The organism is Streptomyces sp. R818 (genome assembly GCF_056172735.1).
On the sequence record NZ_JAOCNE010000002.1, the window covers coordinates 337,829 to 355,768 of the forward strand.

Annotated in this window: 15 protein-coding genes and 2 pseudogenes; 9 read left to right on the forward strand and 8 right to left on the reverse strand. The window is 73.1% G+C overall.

Annotated features, from left to right (window positions below):
• Positions 1 to 62: 62 nt before the first annotated feature.
• Both N5I75_RS04415 and N5I75_RS04420 read right to left on the reverse strand, forming a co-directional pair.
• A complete protein-coding gene (locus tag N5I75_RS04415; RefSeq protein WP_476674469.1) occupies positions 63 to 1,430 on the reverse strand; it encodes a carbohydrate-binding protein in 1,368 nt (455 codons plus the stop codon).
• A 116-nt stretch (positions 1,431 to 1,546) separates the two neighbouring features.
• Positions 1,547 to 2,596 (reverse strand): LysR family transcriptional regulator, encoded by a 1,050-nt coding sequence (locus N5I75_RS04420; protein ID WP_476674471.1) that lies wholly within the window; start codon positions 2,594 to 2,596, stop codon positions 1,547 to 1,549.
• Positions 2,597 to 2,750: 154 nt separating this feature from the next.
• Here N5I75_RS04420 and N5I75_RS04425 point away from each other — a divergent pair, with 154 nt between their 5' ends.
• Together N5I75_RS04425 and N5I75_RS04430 are read left to right on the forward strand one after the other, a co-directional pair.
• On the forward strand, positions 2,751 to 3,698 hold the full coding sequence (locus N5I75_RS04425; protein WP_476674473.1) for a helix-turn-helix domain-containing protein: 948 nt from the start codon (positions 2,751 to 2,753) through the stop codon (positions 3,696 to 3,698).
• 33 nt (positions 3,699 to 3,731) lie between these two features.
• Entirely contained in the window at positions 3,732 to 4,592 is an 861-nt protein-coding gene (locus N5I75_RS04430; protein ID WP_476674475.1) for a dioxygenase family protein, read from the forward strand.
• Between the two features lie 532 nt (positions 4,593 to 5,124).
• Here the strand turns inward: N5I75_RS04430 and N5I75_RS04435 are convergent.
• Positions 5,125 to 6,216: a saccharopine dehydrogenase family protein gene (locus tag N5I75_RS04435; protein WP_476674477.1), complete on the reverse strand. Its 1,092-nt coding sequence runs from the start codon at positions 6,214 to 6,216 to the stop codon at positions 5,125 to 5,127.
• A 119-nt stretch (positions 6,217 to 6,335) separates the two neighbouring features.
• Between N5I75_RS04435 and N5I75_RS04440 the strand changes: the two genes are divergently transcribed.
• On the forward strand, positions 6,336 to 7,298 hold the full coding sequence (locus N5I75_RS04440; protein ID WP_476674479.1) for a helix-turn-helix domain-containing protein: 963 nt from the start codon (positions 6,336 to 6,338) through the stop codon (positions 7,296 to 7,298).
• 84 nt (positions 7,299 to 7,382) lie between these two features.
• On the forward strand, positions 7,383 to 9,212 hold the full coding sequence (locus N5I75_RS04445) for a subtype B tannase (RefSeq protein WP_476674481.1): 1,830 nt from the start codon (positions 7,383 to 7,385) through the stop codon (positions 9,210 to 9,212).
• Here the strand turns inward: N5I75_RS04445 and N5I75_RS04450 are convergent.
• The 3 genes and pseudogenes from N5I75_RS04450 to N5I75_RS04460 all read right to left on the reverse strand — a co-directional run bounded on the left by N5I75_RS04450 (position 9,209) and on the right by N5I75_RS04460 (position 12,576).
• Positions 9,209 to 10,582: an MFS transporter gene (locus tag N5I75_RS04450; RefSeq protein WP_476674483.1), complete on the reverse strand. Its 1,374-nt coding sequence runs from the start codon at positions 10,580 to 10,582 to the stop codon at positions 9,209 to 9,211. The two genes, N5I75_RS04445 and N5I75_RS04450, sit on opposite strands and share 4 nt — an antisense overlap.
• A 40-nt stretch (positions 10,583 to 10,622) precedes the next feature.
• Positions 10,623 to 11,543 carry an amidohydrolase family protein gene (locus tag N5I75_RS04455; RefSeq protein WP_476674485.1) on the reverse strand — a complete coding sequence of 307 codons (921 nt, stop codon included), beginning with the start codon at positions 11,541 to 11,543 and terminating at the stop codon, positions 10,623 to 10,625.
• Positions 11,544 to 11,573: 30 nt separating this feature from the next.
• Positions 11,574 to 12,576: pseudogene (locus N5I75_RS04460) on the reverse strand (amidohydrolase family protein).
• 210 nt (positions 12,577 to 12,786) lie between these two features.
• Here N5I75_RS04460 and N5I75_RS04465 point away from each other — a divergent pair.
• From N5I75_RS04465 to N5I75_RS04485, 5 genes are all read left to right on the forward strand, one after another.
• Positions 12,787 to 13,464 (forward strand): response regulator transcription factor, encoded by a 678-nt coding sequence (locus N5I75_RS04465; RefSeq protein ID WP_476674487.1) that lies wholly within the window; start codon positions 12,787 to 12,789, stop codon positions 13,462 to 13,464.
• Positions 13,465 to 13,475: 11 nt separating this feature from the next.
• Positions 13,476 to 14,873 carry a sensor histidine kinase gene (locus N5I75_RS04470; protein ID WP_476674489.1) on the forward strand — a complete coding sequence of 466 codons (1,398 nt, stop codon included), beginning with the start codon at positions 13,476 to 13,478 and terminating at the stop codon, positions 14,871 to 14,873.
• Positions 14,870 to 15,850: a TAXI family TRAP transporter solute-binding subunit gene (locus N5I75_RS04475; RefSeq protein WP_476674491.1), complete on the forward strand. Its 981-nt coding sequence runs from the start codon at positions 14,870 to 14,872 to the stop codon at positions 15,848 to 15,850. Before N5I75_RS04470 ends, N5I75_RS04475 begins: the two co-directional genes overlap by 4 nt.
• Positions 15,851 to 15,914: 64 nt before the next feature.
• Positions 15,915 to 16,253 carry a DUF6233 domain-containing protein gene (locus N5I75_RS04480; protein ID WP_476674493.1) on the forward strand — a complete coding sequence of 113 codons (339 nt, stop codon included), beginning with the start codon at positions 15,915 to 15,917 and terminating at the stop codon, positions 16,251 to 16,253.
• Positions 16,254 to 16,365: 112 nt separating this feature from the next.
• Positions 16,366 to 16,548: a hypothetical protein gene (locus N5I75_RS04485; protein WP_476674495.1), complete on the forward strand. Its 183-nt coding sequence runs from the start codon at positions 16,366 to 16,368 to the stop codon at positions 16,546 to 16,548.
• Positions 16,549 to 16,605: 57 nt separating this feature from the next.
• Here N5I75_RS04485 and N5I75_RS04490 read toward each other — a convergent pair whose 3' ends face one another.
• Positions 16,606 to 17,079 carry a pyridoxamine 5'-phosphate oxidase family protein gene (locus tag N5I75_RS04490; protein WP_476674497.1) on the reverse strand — a complete coding sequence of 158 codons (474 nt, stop codon included), beginning with the start codon at positions 17,077 to 17,079 and terminating at the stop codon, positions 16,606 to 16,608.
• A gap of 165 nt (positions 17,080 to 17,244) precedes the next feature.
• Positions 17,245 to 17,940: pseudogene (locus N5I75_RS04495) on the reverse strand (hypothetical protein); the annotation flags it as partial.

Sequence of the window (17,940 nt, forward strand, 5' to 3'; positions counted from 1 at the left end):
TCGAGAAGGTGCCGGGGCCCGGCCGTTCGGGCGGGCCCCGGCACCTCGGTGTCAGGCAGTGCTCACACCCGCTGCCACAGCGCCGGTACGTTCGGCGGCTCCCAGCCCGCCTGCGCCTGGTGGCCCTGGAGGCAGCGGTAGGTCGCGCCGCCGTAGGTGACCGTGGCGCCCGCCTGGTAGACGGTGCCCGCAGCCCAGGTGCCACCGGGCTCGCCGGGTTCGCCGGGCTCTCCCGGGTCCCCGGGGCCCGATGTGGTGGTCTTCAGGGTCAGGCCGTAGCTCTGCAGGATGGGGTTGATCGGCTGGAAGTAGGTCGTGCCGCCGCTCGTGCAGTTGCCGGAGCCGCCCGAGGTGACGCCCTGCGCCTGGCTGCCGGAGATGAACGAGCCGCCGGAGTCGCCCGGTTCGGCGCACACCGAGGTACGGGTGACTCCGGAGACGGTGCCCTCCTGGTAGGTCACGCTGGTGTTCAGCTGCTGCACCGTCCCGCAGTGCCAGCCCGTCGTGGAACCGGAGCGGCACACGGAGGAGCCGACCGTGGCCACGGTGGACCCGGCGACCTGCGCGCTGGAGCCGTTGACGTTCGGTGTCGCGGTCCAGCTGGAGTTCGCGGCCACCCACGCCATGTCGTTGCCGGGGAAGACGGACGCCTGGAACGTGCCCTGCGCGACCCGGTTGGAGCCGGAGGTGGTGGCGCCCGCGCGTCCGCAGTGGCCCGCCGTGGCGAAGCCCTGCTGGGTGCCGCGGGTGATCGGGAAGCCGATGGAGCAGCGGCTGCCGCTGCCTATGTAGTAGGCGTCGCCGCCGCGCAGGTCGTAGAGCGGGCGGGGCTGTTCGGTGGCCCGCTCGATCCGGGTGAGGGAGGCGTCGACACCGGCCGCGGCGAGCAGGGAGCGGGCGGCGTCCGCCCGGGTCGCCTGGACGACCAGCTTGTTCGCGGTGACGTCGACGTACCAGACGGGTGTGCTGGTGGTGGCGTGACGTGTGGCGGCCCGGTCGACACGTGTCTTGGCCGCGTCGAGCGCGCCCAGGGTGTGGTCGACGACGGCGGCGTCGGCGCCCCGCGCGCGGATGGCGCGTACGTCGGCCGGGTCGGTCGTGGCCACGGTCAGGGTGCCGGACACGGATCCGCTCACCCAGGCACCCGCGAAGTGCCCGCCCAGGGCGGCGCGCAGGCGGCCCGCGGTGGCGCCCGCCTCGGCCTCGTTGGCCAGGCGGCGGTCCGCCTGCTGCCGGGTGAGGCCGAGGTCGCGCCGGAGCGCGGTGAGCAGGGCGGTCGGCGCCGAGGCGGTGCGCAGGGTCTCGGCGGCCGTCGGGGCGGCCGGGGAAGGGGCCGCCCCGGCGTGCGCGGAGCCGGTGAGTCCGGAAACGAGCAGCGCACCGGCCGCCGCGACGGCGGCACAGGTGGCCTTGAGGTGTCTGTGAGGCATGGGGAGGTCTCCTGGGGATCGGGGGAACGTCGGAGCGGCGGATCATCCAGCGCTCCGGTGCTGGATCTGTGGGGAGTGCCGACACCGTAGGAGGGACGCGCCCTGCCCGTAAGACGTCAGCCGACCCCCTGCCCTCGCGTTATGGAACCGGCGGCGGGGTGCGGGCGCGCGGCCGGTGCCGGGTGCGGCACGGCGTCCGGCTCCGGGTGGCGCTGGGCCAGCCAGTGCGCGTAACTGTCGCTGCGCGCCGCCGCGTCCGCGTGGGCCTCGCGCGCCTGGGCCAGCACGACCGCCGCGGTGTCCGGCTGCTGTCCGGTGGGGAGCCAGCCCAGCAGATGCCGCCACGACAAGGGCGTACCGGCGAGCGGACGGATGGTGAGGCCGGGGGTCGGCGGGAAGGTGGCCCGGCAGAGCCCGACCGCCCGGCCGACCTGCACGAGGTGGACGCAGGACGCGGTGTCCGTCTCGTACATCCGCCGGGGCGTGAAGCCGGAGCGGGCGCAGGCCGCCGTGAAGCAGTCCGCGAAGCAGCCGTCGCCGGGGACGCACGACCACTCCTCGCCGGCCAGCGCGGTCAATTCGACCTCTCGGCCCCGGGCGAGGCGGTGGCCGTCGGCGAGCATGACGAAGACCGGGTCGACGGCGATCTCCTCCCACCGGACCCGCGGGGACTCCGGCGGTTCCGGCGGCGGAGCCAGGCCGCACGCGCCGGTGAGCACGAAGTCGAGGCCGCCCTCGGTGAGCGACTTGGCGAGTTCACGCTCCGACCAGGAGGCGCAGGTGGTCACGGTGGTGGCGGGCGCGGCGTCGGCGAGCCGGTCCACCAGGGCGCCGAGGAGCGGTCCGTGCGTCCCGCCGAGCCGCAGCCGCGACCGGGGCCGGTCCCCGTCCGGCCTCGTCCGGGCGAAGCGGGCGGCCTCGCGCTGGAGTTCGCTCACGGCGGGCAGCACGATGCGGGTACGTTCCAGGACCAGCTCACCGAGCGCGGTGATCCGTACACCGTGCCGGCCGCGCTCGAAGAGCTCCCCGCCGAGGGCTCGTTCGATGCGCTTCAGCTGCGCGCTGAGGGCGGGCTGCGCGACCCCGAGCACCACCGCCGCCCGGGTCAGGCTGCCGGCGTCCGCGATGGCCCGGACGGTCTTGAGATGCCGCAACTCCAGCTCCATGAAGGGAGCTTGCGGCGGACCCGGGCGACGGGCAAGGGGTTGGTACAGACCAGAAGGGGAACGCATCTGCCCGATCCGGCCGGTGTCCGTGACCCGTGATCCGCATCCGTGATCCGTGATCCGTGATCCGTGATCCGTGAGAGGAGCGTGACCGATGCGCAGCACCACCGTCCTACCGGGAACCCCGAGCCAGCCCCCCGGCGCGGGGGACGTGCCGCTGCACCGCCTGGAAGTGGCCGGGCCCGGCGCCCCGCCGTTCGCCGCGGGCTCCTTCGAGGAGGTGGGCCCGCTGTCCCGGTGGGACCGGCCGCACCGGCACACCTTCTACGAGATCGTGCACGTCCGCGCCGGTTCGGGCGACCACGTCGTCGACCTCGCCCGCTGGCCCGTGCGGCCTCCGCAACTGGCGGTGATCCTCCCCGGACAGGTGCACCACTGGGAGGGCGGCCGGGGCCCCGAGGGCTCCCTCGTGCTGTTCACCGACGACTTCCTGGTGGACCACCCCGGCGACCGCGAGATCCTGCGGGACCTCGGTGCGCTCTGCTGGTTCGGCCTCGACGCCGAGCACGACCGGTCGATCCGGACCCTCGTCGCCGAGCTGATCGCCGAGCACCGGCAACGGGCCGCCGGGCACGAGAGCGTCCTGCGGTCGCTGCTCCATGTCCTCGTCGTCCGCGTCGTCCGCGCCGCCCGGCTGCCCGTCGGCCACGGGCCGGGCCGGGTGCCGCGCGCCGAGGGCCGTACGGCCGCCGTGGCCGAGGACTTCGCGCGGCTCATCGCCCGCCCCGAGGCGGCGGCCCTGAGCGTGCGGGGGTGCGCCGAGCGGCTCGGAGTCACGCCCGGCTACCTCACCCAGGCGGTGCGCGCGGCCACCGGACGCCCGCCCGGCCGGCTGCTCATCGAGACACGTGTCTACCTGGCCCAGCAACTCCTCGCCCACACCGAGCTGTCCGTACGACAGGTCGCCGCCCGCACCGGATTCGACGACCCCGCCTACTTCGGGCGGTTCTTCCGGCGCGAGACCGGCAGCAGCCCCGGCGCCTTCCGAAAACACCACAGCCGTGCACACCAGTCCCTCGAACCACCTCCCGCGCCCGCCTAGCTTCGGTGCCCACCACCCCCACGAGGAGGAGACATGGACGAAGCAGGCACGCGCGGCGCGGAACCGGACGACCTCGGCGCCGACGGCGCGGCGGACTCTCCCCGGCTCGTCCGCCGCAAGACGGTGCTGCGCGCGGCGCTCGCGGCCACCGTGGCCATACCCGCCGCCCTCGCCGCGGGCCCGGCCCTCGCCCGTTCGGTCGCGACGAGCGGCGGGACACCGGAGCTGACCCCGGAGTGCGACGACGGCGACGACCCCACCCCGGAGCAGACAGAGGGCCCCTACTTCAAACCGAACTCACCGCTGCGCAGCAACCTCCGGGAGTCCGGCCTGCCCGGCACGCCGCTCACCGTGACCGGCTACGTCTTCGGCCGCGCCTGCCTCCCCGTCTCCGACGTCCTCCTCGACTGGTGGCAGGCGGACACGGGCGGCGCCTACGACAACACGGGCTTCCGGCTGCGCGGGCACCAATTCACCGACGCACGCGGCGCGTTCACGCTCACGACCATCGTGCCGGGCCTGTATCCGGGGCGCACGCGCCACCTGCACGTCAAGGTGCAGGCGCCCGGCCGTCGGGTCCTGACCACGCAGCTGTACTTCCCGAACGAGCCGCGCAACAACAACACCGACACCATCTTCGACCCGCGACTGCTCATGAACGTCCGGGACGGGAGCAGCGGCCGGGAGGCGGCCTTCGACTTCGTCCTCGACGTGCCGCAGGACCCCGGCCCCGGCACCCCCACCCCGCCGGGCGGCACATGGGCCGTCGGCGTCACCTACCGGGCGGGTGACCGGGTCACGTACGGGAGCCGCGCCTATGTGTGTCTCCAGGCACACACGGCCCAGCCGGGGTGGGAGCCGCCGAACGTGCCCGCACTGTGGCGGGCCGCTTGAGCCGACGGCCGTACGGGTCTCCTGACGGACCCCGGCCGGCCGTGCGGCGGCACGCCCGCGGGCCGCCCCGCGGGGCTGTACCCGTCGGCCGTTCAGGGGGGGAAGGCCGAGCACGGGCACCAGTGCTGAATTTTCTGCGACCGGAGCGGTGGCGAGGACTGCGTGGGGCAGGTCGGCCGCGCGCCGACGAGTGACCGTGCCATCGCTCCGGTTCACTGAGCTTGTACGTGTCCACGGGGGCCGCTCCGTCAACGGTTCGAGAGCCCCGGGGGAGAGATTGGTCCGAGTTCATCCCGTTGGGCGTTGTTTCGAGCATCGCGGCTGGCACGCCTACCTGGGGCACGGCCTGAGCAGCAGACGGCTGCACGAACCCGCGCTCGGCGTCGACGACCTGCCCGCCGACCTCGACGCCGTCGTCCTGTCCCCTGGCAGAGCCGCACGGTCTCCGGCCGCGAGCACCAGGTCGAGGTCACCGCGCTGCCGGGGCGGCACGCCGGCCTCGTCGTGCAAGGGCTGCTGCCGCCGGTCGTGGCTAGCCTCGAACCAGCGTGACATGCGGGCGCAGGGCGCGCAGGAATCCGGGCGCGTCGAAGAGTTCGCCCGCCGAGACCACGCCGGCGGCGCGTGTGTCCCCGGCGAGGATGCGGGCGACCGCCTCGACGGCCAGCGGCGCCGTGACGGCGTAGATGTCCTGGCCGTGCGCGGCGATCCGGCGCTCGCCGCCGTCCGCGCGTACGACGACGTCGACGAGGAAGGTCTGCGCGGAGCGGCCGCGTTCGTCCACCGCCGTGGGTGCCGACGCGTCGGGTGCGGCGACACCGCCCGCGGCCTCGGTCGTCATGTAGGTGCGGACCTCGGGGACGGCCAGGTGGTGGGGGACGGTGACGATGTCGGCCATCGAGAACTCGCCGAGCACGGGGCGCGGGCCCACGGGATCGGGGAAGGGCCAGGTGAGGGTCGGCAGTTGATCGTCGTGGTACTCCAGGCGGCCCTTGGCGAAACGTACCCGGCGACCGCCGCGCCGCTCCGCCGACACCTTGCCCGCCGCACGTGTGCCCGGAGTGGGGTCCCAGCTGTTCAGCCCGTAGGCGATGTGTGCCTCGTCGGCCGCCGTCCAGTCGCCCATCGCGGCGGTGACCAGCAGGTCGCCGAGGCCGCCGTAGAAGGCCATCGCCGGAAGGACCACGGCCCCCGCCGCGCGGGCGCGGTCGGCGAACCGCGTGAACGTGTCGACGTTCGCCTCGATCTCCGCCGCCACGTCGACGTACGGGATCCCGGCCCGCAGGGCGGCCTCGATCACCGGTGCGGCGGTCGTCGCGAAGGGGCCCGCGCAGTTGACGACGGCCGCCACGCCACTCAACGCCCGGTCCAGCGCGGCGGGTTCGGCGACCTCGGCGGGGCGGATCTCCAGCGCCTCCGGCCCGGGGACCGTCGCGGCCAGCGCCTTCAGCCTGTCGGCGTCGCGCCCGGACAGGACCGGGACGAAGCCGCGCTCCCGCAGGTGCGCCACCACGAACCGGCCGGTGTGCCCGTAGGCCCCGTAGACCGTCACGCGCCGTCCCAGGCCCTGTCCCTGTTTCAGCCCCTGTCCCAGTCCCAGTCCCTGTCCCTGTCCCGCTGTCATGTTCGTCTCTCCCGTTGAAAACTCGTGTGTCGTGCCGATCGGCCGACGCGATACATCCTGGTGTCGTCGAGTGAGTACGTGTGAGTGTCCGCAACGACACGGTGCGTACAATTACGGACATGCGATCTGTCGACGCACAGTCCGTCGCGCTGGCCGTCACCGACGGGATGCTGCACTTCGAACTCGCCATCGCCTGCGAGGTGTTCGGTCCCGCGCCCGCCGCCGTCACCGGTCCCTGGTACGACCTCGCACTCTGCGGCCCCGCCGCCGTCGGCTTCGGTCCGTTCCGCCTGGAGCCCAACCACGGCCTCGACCATCTCGAACGCGCCGGCACGGTGATCGTCCCCGGCTGGGCCGACGTGGACGTGGACCCGCCCGCCGACCTCGTCGACGCGGTCCGCGCCGCCCACGACGCGGGCGCCCGCGTGGTCTCCCTGTGCACGGGCGCCTTCGTGCTCGCCGCCGCGGGCGTCCTGGACGGGCTGCGCGCCACCACCCACTGGGCCCACACCGACGTGCTGGCCGCCCGCCATCCCGAGGTGGAGGTCGACCCGGACGTCCTCTACGTGGACAACGGGCGGGTGCTGACGTCCGCGGGCAAGGCCGCCGCCCTCGACCTGTGTCTGCATCTGGTCCGCCTCGACCACGGCTCCGCCGTCGCCAACACCACCGCACGCCGCCTGGTCGTGCCGCCGCACCGCTCCGGCGGCCAGGCCCAGTTCGTCACCGCGCCCGTGCCCGACCAGGACGACCATCCGCTCACCGCCCTGATCCCGTGGATCGTCGAGCGCCTCGACCAGCCGCTGACCGTGGCGGACCTGGCCCGGCAGGCCCGTATGAGCCCCCGCCACCTCGGCCGCCTCTTCCGGGCCGCCACCGGGACGACTCCGCTGCAATGGCTCCTGGCCCAACGCATCCGCCGCGCGCAGGAGTTGCTGGAGAAGACGGACGACAGCATCGACGCCGTCGCCGCATCGACCGGCATGGGCACCGCCACCACCTTGCGCCGCCACTTCAACCGCACCCTGGGCGTCCCGCCGGACACCTACCGCCGCACCTTCCGCACCCGCACCGGACTGTGAATGTCCGCGAGATTGCTAGGCATATTGTTAACAATCCCGTAGCGTGCGTGAGCCCGACGAACCGTGCTCGATAAGGGGTCAACCATGCGGAGGAAGTCTGTGTTTCTCGGTCGTGATGGTCGTGACGGCCGTGATGGCCGTGACGGTCGTGACGGTCGTGACGCGCTCGCCGATCAGTCCGGAAAGGGAACCGGGCGCCGCCGCCTCCTGCGCGGCGCGGCGCTCGCGAGTTCCCTCGTACTCGCGGCGGTCGCGGTGCCGACCTCCGTCGCGGCGGCGGCCCCGCTCCCGGGCCGCGGACCCGTGGCGGACCCGCAGGACGCCGCCCTGGACTTCGGCTCCGCCGCGTACACGACGATCACGGTCGCGGTCGACGGCCGCCCCGTGAAGGTCCGCTGGTACAAGGAGATCTGCTACGTGGCGAACCCCGTCGCCGCCGCGTCCCAGCAGCCGGGCGGCCCCGGCGGGGGCACCACCACGATCCCCGACACCGCGTGCGGCTACCAGAGCATGAACGTGTTCGTCCCCGAGAGCGCCTTCGGCGATCAGCGCACGCCGATCTACTTCGCGGTCAACAACAGCGGTTGGAAGGCCAGTTACCTCAAGGCGAGCGTCACGGACGGCTCCTCCTACAACAGCTCCACGAGCAACGTGGGCGCCGCGCTGAAGGCGGGATACGTGTTCGTCGACGTGGCCAACCGCAGCCGCGGCCTGGTCGGCGCCGACGGCACGGCACCCGGCAAGGCCCCCGCCGCGGTCGTCGACGCCAAGGCCGCCGTGCGCTACCTGCGCCTCAACGATGCCGCCATGCCCGGCAGCGCGGAGCGCATCGTCATCAACGGCACCAGCGGGGGCGGCGCCCTCGTGTCGATCCTGGGCGCCTCCGGCAACAGCCCCGACTACGACCGCTACTTGGCCGGGATCGGCGCGGCAGGCATCGACGCCAAGGGCCGCAGCACCCTGCGCGACGACGTCTTCGCCGTCAACGCGTACTGCCCCATTACCGATCTCGGCAACGCGGACATCGCCTACGAGTGGCTCTTCAACGTCCTCGGCACCCGGGACGCCACCGACTCCAACCCCTCACCGGCCGACGCGACCGCGCTCGCCGAGCGGTTCGCGGCCTACGAGCGCGGCCTCGGCCTGCGCAACCCCGACGGCTCCCGGCTCACCACCGCGACCCTGCTCGACACGATCAGAAAGGAGGTCGTCCGCTCCGCCGAGACCTACCTCCGGGCGGACCCGGCGCACACCATCCCGCCGCTCGGTGGCACCTTCGAGATCAGCTCGGGCGGCCCCGGCACGCCGCCCACCACGAAGTCCTACGTCAACGACTGGATCGACGTCGACACCGCCACCGGCACGGTGCGCTCCCTCGACATGGAGAACTACCTCGCCTTCGTCGCCACCCAGGCGAAGCTGAAGACGACCCCCGCCTTCGACGCCCTCGGCGTCAACGGCTCCACCACCAGCGGCACCGAGACCGACCTCTTCGGCCCGCCGACCCAGCGGTACATGAACTACACCGCGTACAGCTGGGACCACAACGACGTGGCCGGGGACGGCAGCGGCCTCGACGACACCGGCCTGACCTGGAAGCAGTACACGGCGAAGAAGAGCACCACCGTCGACGACCAGGTCCGCCTCATCGACCCGATGGCGTTCATCGGCACGCGCGCCGACACCGCCCCGAACTGGTACGTCCGCCACGGCACCCGCGACCGCGACACCGCGTTCACCGTCTCCCTCAACCTCGACCGGGCGCTCGCCGCCGACAAGCAGGTCGAGAACCTGGACTACCGGCTCGCCTGGAACCAGCCGCACGCAGGGAACTATGACGTGCCCGAGGCCATGGCCTGGATCGCCGGCGCCGTCCGCAAGGCGGGCGACCCGCTCACCGGGCACGGGAACTAACCGGCGCCGACCACCTGGGCCCGCTCTCTCCGCTGCTCCTCGGCCGCGGCGAGGCGGGCCCTGCGTGTGCGGGGGCCGAACAGCGCGAGGACGAGGGCGCCGACGAGCCAGGTCCCGGCGATGAAGTAGAAGACGCTGCGGTATCCGTGGCTGCTGTAGAGCGCCGCCACGATCAGCGGGCCCGCGGCGTTCGACAGGCGGCCGAGCCCGTAGGAGATGCTCGTCCCGAGGGACCGGCCATGCGTGTCGAAGAGTTCGGGCGAATAGGCGTACGCCAGCGCCGTGTAGCCGCGCTCGAAGAAGTTCACCAGGAAGCCGAACACGACGATGAGGACCGGGCTGAACGTCAGCCCGTAGAGCAGCCCGCACACCGCGATGACCGTGCCGAACACGGCGAGCGACCACTTCCGCTCGAAGCGGTCGGTGACCAGGGAGGCCAGGTACGAGCCCAGCGGTGCGCCCACGGTCGTGAGGGCCGCGTAGAAGACGGACTTCTCGACGCTCATGCCCTCCTTGGCGAGCAGCGTCGGCGCCCAGCTCGAATAGCCGAAGAAGCCGATGGTCTGGGTGACCCACAGGACGGTGAGGAGAAGCGTCGGGTAGAGGTACTTCTTCTGCAGGAGCAGCCGCAGCGGGGCCTTCCGGAAGACGGCTTCCTCGGCCGGGGGCGCCGGCTCGGGCAGTGGTCCCTTCTCCGCGGCGACCTGCGCCTCTATCTCACGCAGCACCTTGTCGGCTGCGGCGTGCTCGCCCCGGCTCTCCAGCCAGCGCGGGGATTCCTTGAGGCGCCGCGTGAACAGGATCAGCAGGACGCCGAGCGAACCCCACAGGTAGACCAGGCGCCACGACCAGTCGCTGAGCGGGACGACGGCACTGGCGATCAGATTGGTGACCGGGGTGCCGCAGATGCCGATGACGATGGCGTAGGCCTGGTACTTGCCGCGCACGGCCGCCGGATACATCTCGTTGACGTAGACGACGGCGACGACGGTCATCGCCGACAGGCCCGCCGACGTCAGGACGCGGAACACACCGAGGGACACCAGGTTCCACGAGAAGACCGAGGCGAACGAGAAGAAGGCGAAGAAGAACGTCGTCTGGAGCAGGGCCCGTTTGCGGCCCCAGCGCTCCGCGACGGCGCCGCCGACGACGGAGCCGATGAACATGCCGAAGAACGACAGGGAGGTGACATAGGCGACCTGGTCGACCGTCACCCCCCACACGTCGATGAGTTTCGGTGCCGTGGTGGCGAAGCTGTTGATGTCCGCGAACTCGAAGAAGTACGCGAAGGACACGGCGATCAGGGTGAGCTTGTGGAACCGGGAGACGGGCAGCCGGTCGATCCGGTTCAGTGCGTTGGAGGGTGACATGTGACGCCTTTGTCAGATGGTCGGGGGAGGGGCTCGGGGTTCAGGCGTCCTCGCCGGGCCAGTACAGGCGCATCGGGTTGTCCACCAGGAGCCTGCGCTGCTGCTCCTCGTCCACCGCGACCTGCGGCAGGTGGTCGACGAGGAGGCCGTCGTCCGGCATGTGGTCGGTGAGGTTGGGGTGCGGCCAGTCCGTGCCCCACAGCACCCGGTCGCCGAACTCCTCCACGACGCGGCGGCCGAAGGGGACGACATCGGTGTAGGGGCGCCGTTCGCCGTGGAGCGCGGCCGGTCCGGTGACGCTGAGCCGCTCGGGACACGTCACCTTCACCCACACGTCGTGCCGGTCGACGAAGCGCAGGAACCGGCCGAACTCCGGCCCGTCGGCGCCCTTGGTGACGTCCGGGCGCCCCATGTGGTCGATGACCAGCGGGGTGGGCAGCGAACCGAAGAACCCCTCCAGCTCGGGCAGATCGGCGCTCTCGAAGTACAGGACGATGTGCCAGCCGAGCGGGGCGATCTTCCGGGCGATGGTGGTGAGCGCGTCCGTGGGTGGCGCGTCCACCAGACGGCGTACGAAGTTGAACCGCACCCCGCGCACGCCCGCCGCGTCGAGAGCGCGCAGCTCGGACTCGGTGACGTCCGGGCGGACAGTGGCGATGCCGCGCGCCCTGCCGCCCGCGGCGCGGACCGCGTCGACCATCGCGGAGTTGTCCGCGCCGTGACAGGTGGCCTGCACGATCACATTGCGGGCGATGCCCAACTGGTCGCGCAGCGCGAAGAGGTGCTCCTTGCCGCCGTCGCACGGGGTGTACTTGCGCTCGGGCGCGAAGGGGAACTCGGCCTGCGGGCCGAAGACGTGGCAGTGGGCGTCGACGGCCCCGGCGGGGAGCTTGAACGTCGGCCGGGACGGGTCCTGGTACCAGTCCAGCCAGCCGGGGGTCTTGGGGGAAAGGGTGTGCATGGTGGAATCTCCGCTGTGGGGGTGGCGTTGTCAGCGGCCTTGGCGCTTCAGCAGGGCGTCGAGGCGCGGGTAGACGGCGCGGGCGTTGTGCTCCTGGACCGCCGCCAGGTCCTCCGCGGGCAGGCGCGAGGCTTCGGCGTACCGGCGTGTGTCGTCGAAGTGGTGGCCGGTGCACGGGTCGATGTCCCGGACGGCGCCGATCATCTCGGAGGCGGAAAGAGGATGTTCCGGGGCCGGGACCGACCTCGTAGAGGAGGTCGGAGCCCGGCTGGGTGGTAGAACACATTGTGGTCGAAGAAGACGACGTGCCTCCAGCGGGGGCTTCCGAGCGCCATCGCCAGACCGCGGAACCGGCCCCAGTGTACGGAACGGCTCCGCCGCCGTCGAACGCCAGCCGCAGGGGGGGAAGTCGCGGAACAGGTCGCCCTGCACCAGCTGCATGAACGCCGTCGTGTCGGCGTGAGGTAGTGCGCGCCGGTCGTGTGGAACGCCGGGTTCACACTCGTACTGACGTGGACATGGCCGGGACGTCGTACTCGACCATCTCTCGTAGACGGGACCCGAGCGGTCGGTGGCGGCGGCGCGGTCCAGGGCCGCCGACGGGTGGGTTGAGGTTCACGCGACCGCACCCAACTCCTCACGCAGCGCGTGAGTTCCGGCACGCAGGTGGCCGGGTCGACGCCGGGTGACTGCGGCAGCATCGCGGCCGGGGCGAACCGGTCCGGGTACAGCGCGGCGACCCGGTGGCACAGGTCGTTGCAGAGCGACGCCCACGCCGCCGAGGTCGCGAAGTCCCCGATGTGGTGCGCCATGAACGAGGCGCGCGGCGAGAAGACCGTCAGGTCGATGTCGCGCTCGTCCATGAGACGCAGCTGGTTCGGCTCGACGGACGCGCGCAGCTCGTCGTCGCTGATCCGCAGCTCCGTATGGGCGGGGAGAGGGCGGGGGCGGTGAGCGAGGCGATCTGCCGCTCGCGCCAGGCCGCGAGGGCGGGCGGCGCGGTCGTGTAGTGACCGTGACAGTCGATGATCATGGTGGGGTGTCCTTACGGGTCCGGCTCGTCGTCGTCGACGCCCGCAGCCTCACCCCGTGCGCACCGCCCGCCGAACGCCCCGCACACCGAACTAACCGTCCCTTAACATTCGGGCCCCTCCGCCGACCGCCGGGACGGCCCCTGCCCGTCGCGTGGTCTACATTCGTCGGGCGGTGCCCGCGCAGACATCGCAGATGGGAGGTGGTGCACGTGCAGATTCTGCTGGCCGAGGACGACGACGGTGTGGCCGCCGCGCTCCTCGAAGTGCTCTACGACCACGGGCACGACACCCGGCGCGTCCGGCACGGCCGGGAGGTCCTGACCTACCACCGCGGTTCCGATCTGCTCCTCCTGGACCTGGGCCTGCCCGACATCGACGGCCTCGACGTCCTGCGCTCCCTGCGGGCGGTCAGCGACATGTCGGTGGTCGTCCTCACCGCTCGCGGCGACGAGCGGTCGGTGGTGCGCGGGCTGCGGCTCGGCGCCGACGACTACCTGGTCAAACCGGTCCGGCTCGCGGAGCTCCTCGCCCGTATCGACGCCGTCACCCGCCGCTCGGCGGCGCGCGGCGCCTCCGGGGCGCCCGAGGCCCGCAAGGTGCGGGCCGGTGACGTGGAGATCGACCTCGACGCGCGGCGGGTCGTCGCCGACGGCGCCGACATCGAGCTGACCACCAAGGAGTTCGACATCCTCGCGGTCCTCGCCGCCCGCGCGGGCACGGCCGTCAGCCGCGAGCAGGTCCTCGACGAGGTGTGGGGCGACACCCAGGGCGCCCGGTCCCGCTCCCTCGACGTGCACCTCACCCAGCTCCGGACCAAGCTCGACCGCCCCCACCTGCTCACGACGATCCGGGGCTTCGGCTACCGGTTCGGCGACGCGGCGGACTGAGGAAGCGGCGCGTGCGCAAGAGGGTCCAGGCCGCGCTCCTGGCGTTCGTGGTGCTCACCGTCGCCGCGTTCGCCGTCCCGCTGCTCTTCTTCACCGCGTCCGACCGCACGCAGGAACTGGTGCTCGCCCGCAGCTCCGACCTCGACCGCTTCGGCTCGCTCATGGACCAGGCCGCGACCACCGGGGACGTCTCCGGGCTCGCCGCCGAGGCGCGGCGCTACACCGAGCTGTACGGGGAGGCGCTGGTCGTCACCGACACCGGCCACGAGCCCGTCGTCGAGACCGGCGGCATGCGCGCCGCCGACCCCGCCGTCTCCCGCCTCATCGACGCGGCCCTGCGCAACCAGACCGCACACCCGACGAGGTCGCTGACCCCCTGGTCGCGGGGGTACCGGATGTTCGCCGAGCCCGCGGGCACCGGCACCCGGGTCTCCGGAGCCGTCGTCCTGCGGGCCTCCGTGCGCACCGCCGCGACCGACATCGCCTGGCGCTGGGCCGCCGTCCTCGCCGCCGCCGCGCTGGTCGCCGTCGGCTGTACGGCCCTGGCGCGCGCCGTCACCCACTGGGTGGTCGGACCGCTGCGCCGCCTCGACCGCGCCGTGGGCCGCCTCGCCGCCGGACTGCCGCCCGCGCACACCCGGGCCACGGGACCGCCCGAGCTGCGCCAGCTGGCCACCGGGTTCAACCGGATGGCGAGCACCGTCACCGCCGCCCTGGAGCAGCAGCGCCGCCTCGTCGCCGACACCTCCCACCAGATGCGCAACCCCATGGCCGCCCTCCGGCTCCGCGTCGACGCCCTCCACACCCACCTCCCCGCCACCGCGCACCGCACGTACACCGGCGTCACCACCGAACTCGACCGCCTGGAGACGCTGCTCGACGACATGCTGACCCTCGCCACCGCCGAGCACCGCGCCGGAGAGCTGACCGTCGGCGACGAACCCGCCGTCTCCTGCGACGCGGCCACGGTCGCGGCCGAGCAGCACCGGCGCTGGGTACCGGTCGCGCGCCGCGCGGGAGCGCACATCACCCTGGACCCCATGGGCCCGGCCCCGGTCGTCTGTACGGAGCACGAACTCGCCCAGGTCACCGACGTCCTCCTTGACAACGCCATCAAGTACGGCGGTGCCGAGATCACCCTCCGCTGCGCGGCCGAGGGGCCGTGGACCGTCCTCACCGTCACCGACGACGGTCCTGGCCTGGACGCGGAGGAGCGCGACCGGGCCACGCAGCGGTTCTGGCGCTCGGGCCGCCAGTCCGGCACCACCGGCACCGGCCTCGGCCTCGCCATCGCCGAGCAGCTCCTCACCGGACGCGGCGGTCACCTGGAGCTGCGCCCCGCCGCCCCCCACGGCCTGGTCGCGCGGGCGGTCCTGCCGCGCGCCGACGCGGCGGACGGTGCCCGATGAACCGCCGGACCGCCCTGCGCGCCGCGCTCGGCACCACCGCAGCCGTCGGTCTCGCGGGCGCCCTCGCGGGCGACGGGTCCGCGCGTGCGCACGGCCCCAGCGCCGTACTGCGCCTGGCGACCGGCGAACCGACCGCCTTCTACGAGGCCTTCGGCCACCTGCTCGCCGAGCAGCTCGCGGCCGACCACCCCGGCCTGGAGTGCCGGGTCCGCACCACGGCGGGCAGCGTCGACAACATCCGGCTGCTGCGCGACCACCGCGCCGACCTCGCCCTCGTCCTGACCGCCACGGCCCAGGACGCGGCGGGCACCGGCGTCTTCCCGCGCCCCGTGCCGCTGCGCGCGATCGGCCGGGTGTACGAGACCTACCTGCAGTTCCCCGTACGCGCCGACGCGGGCGTGCGGAGCGTGGCCGACCTGCGCGGACGCGTCGTCTCGCTCGGGCCGCCGGGCTCCGGGGCCGCCGTGTTCGGCCGACGGCTGCTGCGCGCCGCGGGGCTCTCGGCGCCCGCGGACGTCCAGGTGCGTCACCTGCCGCTGAACGAGGCGGCGAACGCGATGGCCGCCGGAACGGTCGACGGGCTGCTCGTCGCGGGCGGCGTCCCCCTGCCCGCCCTGAAGCACCTCGACGAGGGGCCAGGACTGCGCTTCCTTCCGCTGGCCGCGCTGCTGCCCCGGCTCGGCGGTGCGGAGAGCCGCGCGGGAGCGGGCCTGGAGCAGGTCTCGTTCCCCCCGGGCGCCTACCGCGCGGCGGGCGGCGTCGCCACCATCGGCGTCTCCAACCTCCTGGTCTGCCGCCCCGACCTGGACCGCGACGTGGCCGAGGCGCTCGCCCGCCTCCTGGTCCGCCGCGCCACGTCCCTCGTCCCCGGCAACGCGGTGGGCACCCAGTTCCTGGACGTGCGCAGCCTGATCGGTACGGGTGGGATCGCGCTGCATCCGGGGGCGGCGGCCGCGTACCGGGCGCTGCACGGTTAGCTCGACACCCGGCGCGTAGGGGCTGGCTCAAGCGGCGACCCTGCCGCTCACTAGACTCGAACATGTGACCGAACGTGTGCCGCTTACCCGCCTCGACCTGCTGCGTTTCCTCAAACGCGTCCAGGAGCAGGACCTCGCGCGCACCAACCGGTGGATCGCGGACGAGGAGCGGCGCGAGACGGAACGCGCGTACGGCGCGGCGGCCCGGCCCCCGGCGCCGGACTGGCTCATCGAACGCGGACTCCAGGGCCGCCACGCGGTCTACGTGCACGTCGGCGGCTGCCACATGGCGGGCAAACGGTCCCGCGCCGCCACCCGCGACCAGGCGCGGCAGTCCCTCACGAGCGGCATCGACGCCTGCCCGCACTGCCGCCCGGACACCGCGCTCGGCGTCCTCGAGTAGGGCCCGGCCGCCCGGGGTGCGTGGACCCGGGGCGCGGCTCACCCTGGAGTCGTGGGGGCCCGAGCGCATCACCGCGCAACCGCGTACTCACCCGGGAGGAACCGTGAACCCCGTGAACCCCATGAACCCCGCGCAGCCCTTGAACCCCGACTTCGCCGACGTCCCGCCGCTCTGCCCCTCGTGCGGCACCCCGATGAGGGAGCTGATGGACGAGCGCTCGTTCGACCCCAAGACGGGACATGTGCACCAGCGCTGGGAGTGCCCGGACGGCAAGCTGGCCGGCCACGGGCAGTGAACCTCGCCGTTCCGGTGCGGCGAACTGCTCTGTCGCGCGGATCTGGTCGGCGATTCCTCAGGCTGACGAGGGTACGAGCCAGGCCCCGTCGCGCATGATGACCCTTTCCCGGAGCTCCGGAACACCGCGCCATGCCCGTACCGTCTTCGGGGTCACACGTATGTACAGGTAGGAACTCTCCTCCGCACGTGGGTCCCAGCCGAACTTGTCCGCGAAGGCATCCGCCGCGTCGGCCGGCACCGTCTCGTCGATGTGGCCGTCGGCCTCGCCCTGGAGGAGTACGACGTCGTAGGTGTCCGGCAGGGACAGGCGTACGCGTGGCTCCGTACGGATGTTGCGGGCCGTCGCGGACGTGGCACTCGTGCACATCCACACGGCTCGGCCGTCCCAGAGGAACCACAGCGGCACCTGATGCGGACCGTGGTCGGGGTGGGACGTCGACACCCATATGTCCCGCTCGGTGGTGAGCCGATGCAAGGTGTCGCGTACGCGCTCCGCCGCTCGGCGGCCGACCGTTCCCGTGGTGTTCATGGGGACCGACCCTAGCCAGCCGGGCGGCGCCCGCGCCTGAGGCGCAGGTCCTACGCCCAGGGACCCACGCGAGCCCGGGCGCGGACACGCCGCTGCCCCGGCACGGAGACGAGATCCCGGGGGATCCGGCCTCCGTGGCCGGGGCAGCTTCGGCTCAGCGGGTGGTCAGACGCGCGCGGCCGGGGAGCGTTCGGCGGTCGAGGCCCGCACGCCCGCGACCGTCATCGCCACGACGAGCAGCGCGGCGAGCGCGGCCACGACCGCCGACAGGGCGGGGAGCGGCGACGGGGCACCGTCGGGGCGCAGCGCCTGCGTGAGCGAGTCGATGCCGAGCCGGTTGTCGACCAGATGGCCGACGACCAGCGCACCGGCCACCAGGGTCGCCGCCACGGGCACGGACAGTGACCGGCTCACGCAGAGCGCGATGCCCGCCGCGGCACAGATGGCGGAGATGCCGATGGCCGCGGAGACGCTGAACGCGGACCCGTGCGACCAGTCCATCGGGAAGTGGGCCGCCGCGCAGAGCAGCATCAGCACGCCCGCGGCGCGCCGCATCCAGACCAGGGGAGTGGCCGGGCCGCGCTGCCGCTCCCGCTGGTCGGGCGCGTCCGACGCCGTCTCGGCCGCGGAGTGCGCGGGCTCGGCAGGCGGCGCGACCGGCTCGGCGGGCACCACGGGGGTCGCCTCCACCACGGGTGCGCCGCCACGGCCGTTCTCGCTCAGGTTGTTGATGAGCTGGAGCAGGTCCTCGACGGACCTGCTGGTGGCGGCGGTGTGCACCGCTTCGGCACCGGTGCGCGGATCGTGCGTCGAGGACGAGAGCAGCTGGACGAGGCGGGTGACCTCCGGGATGGGCCGCTC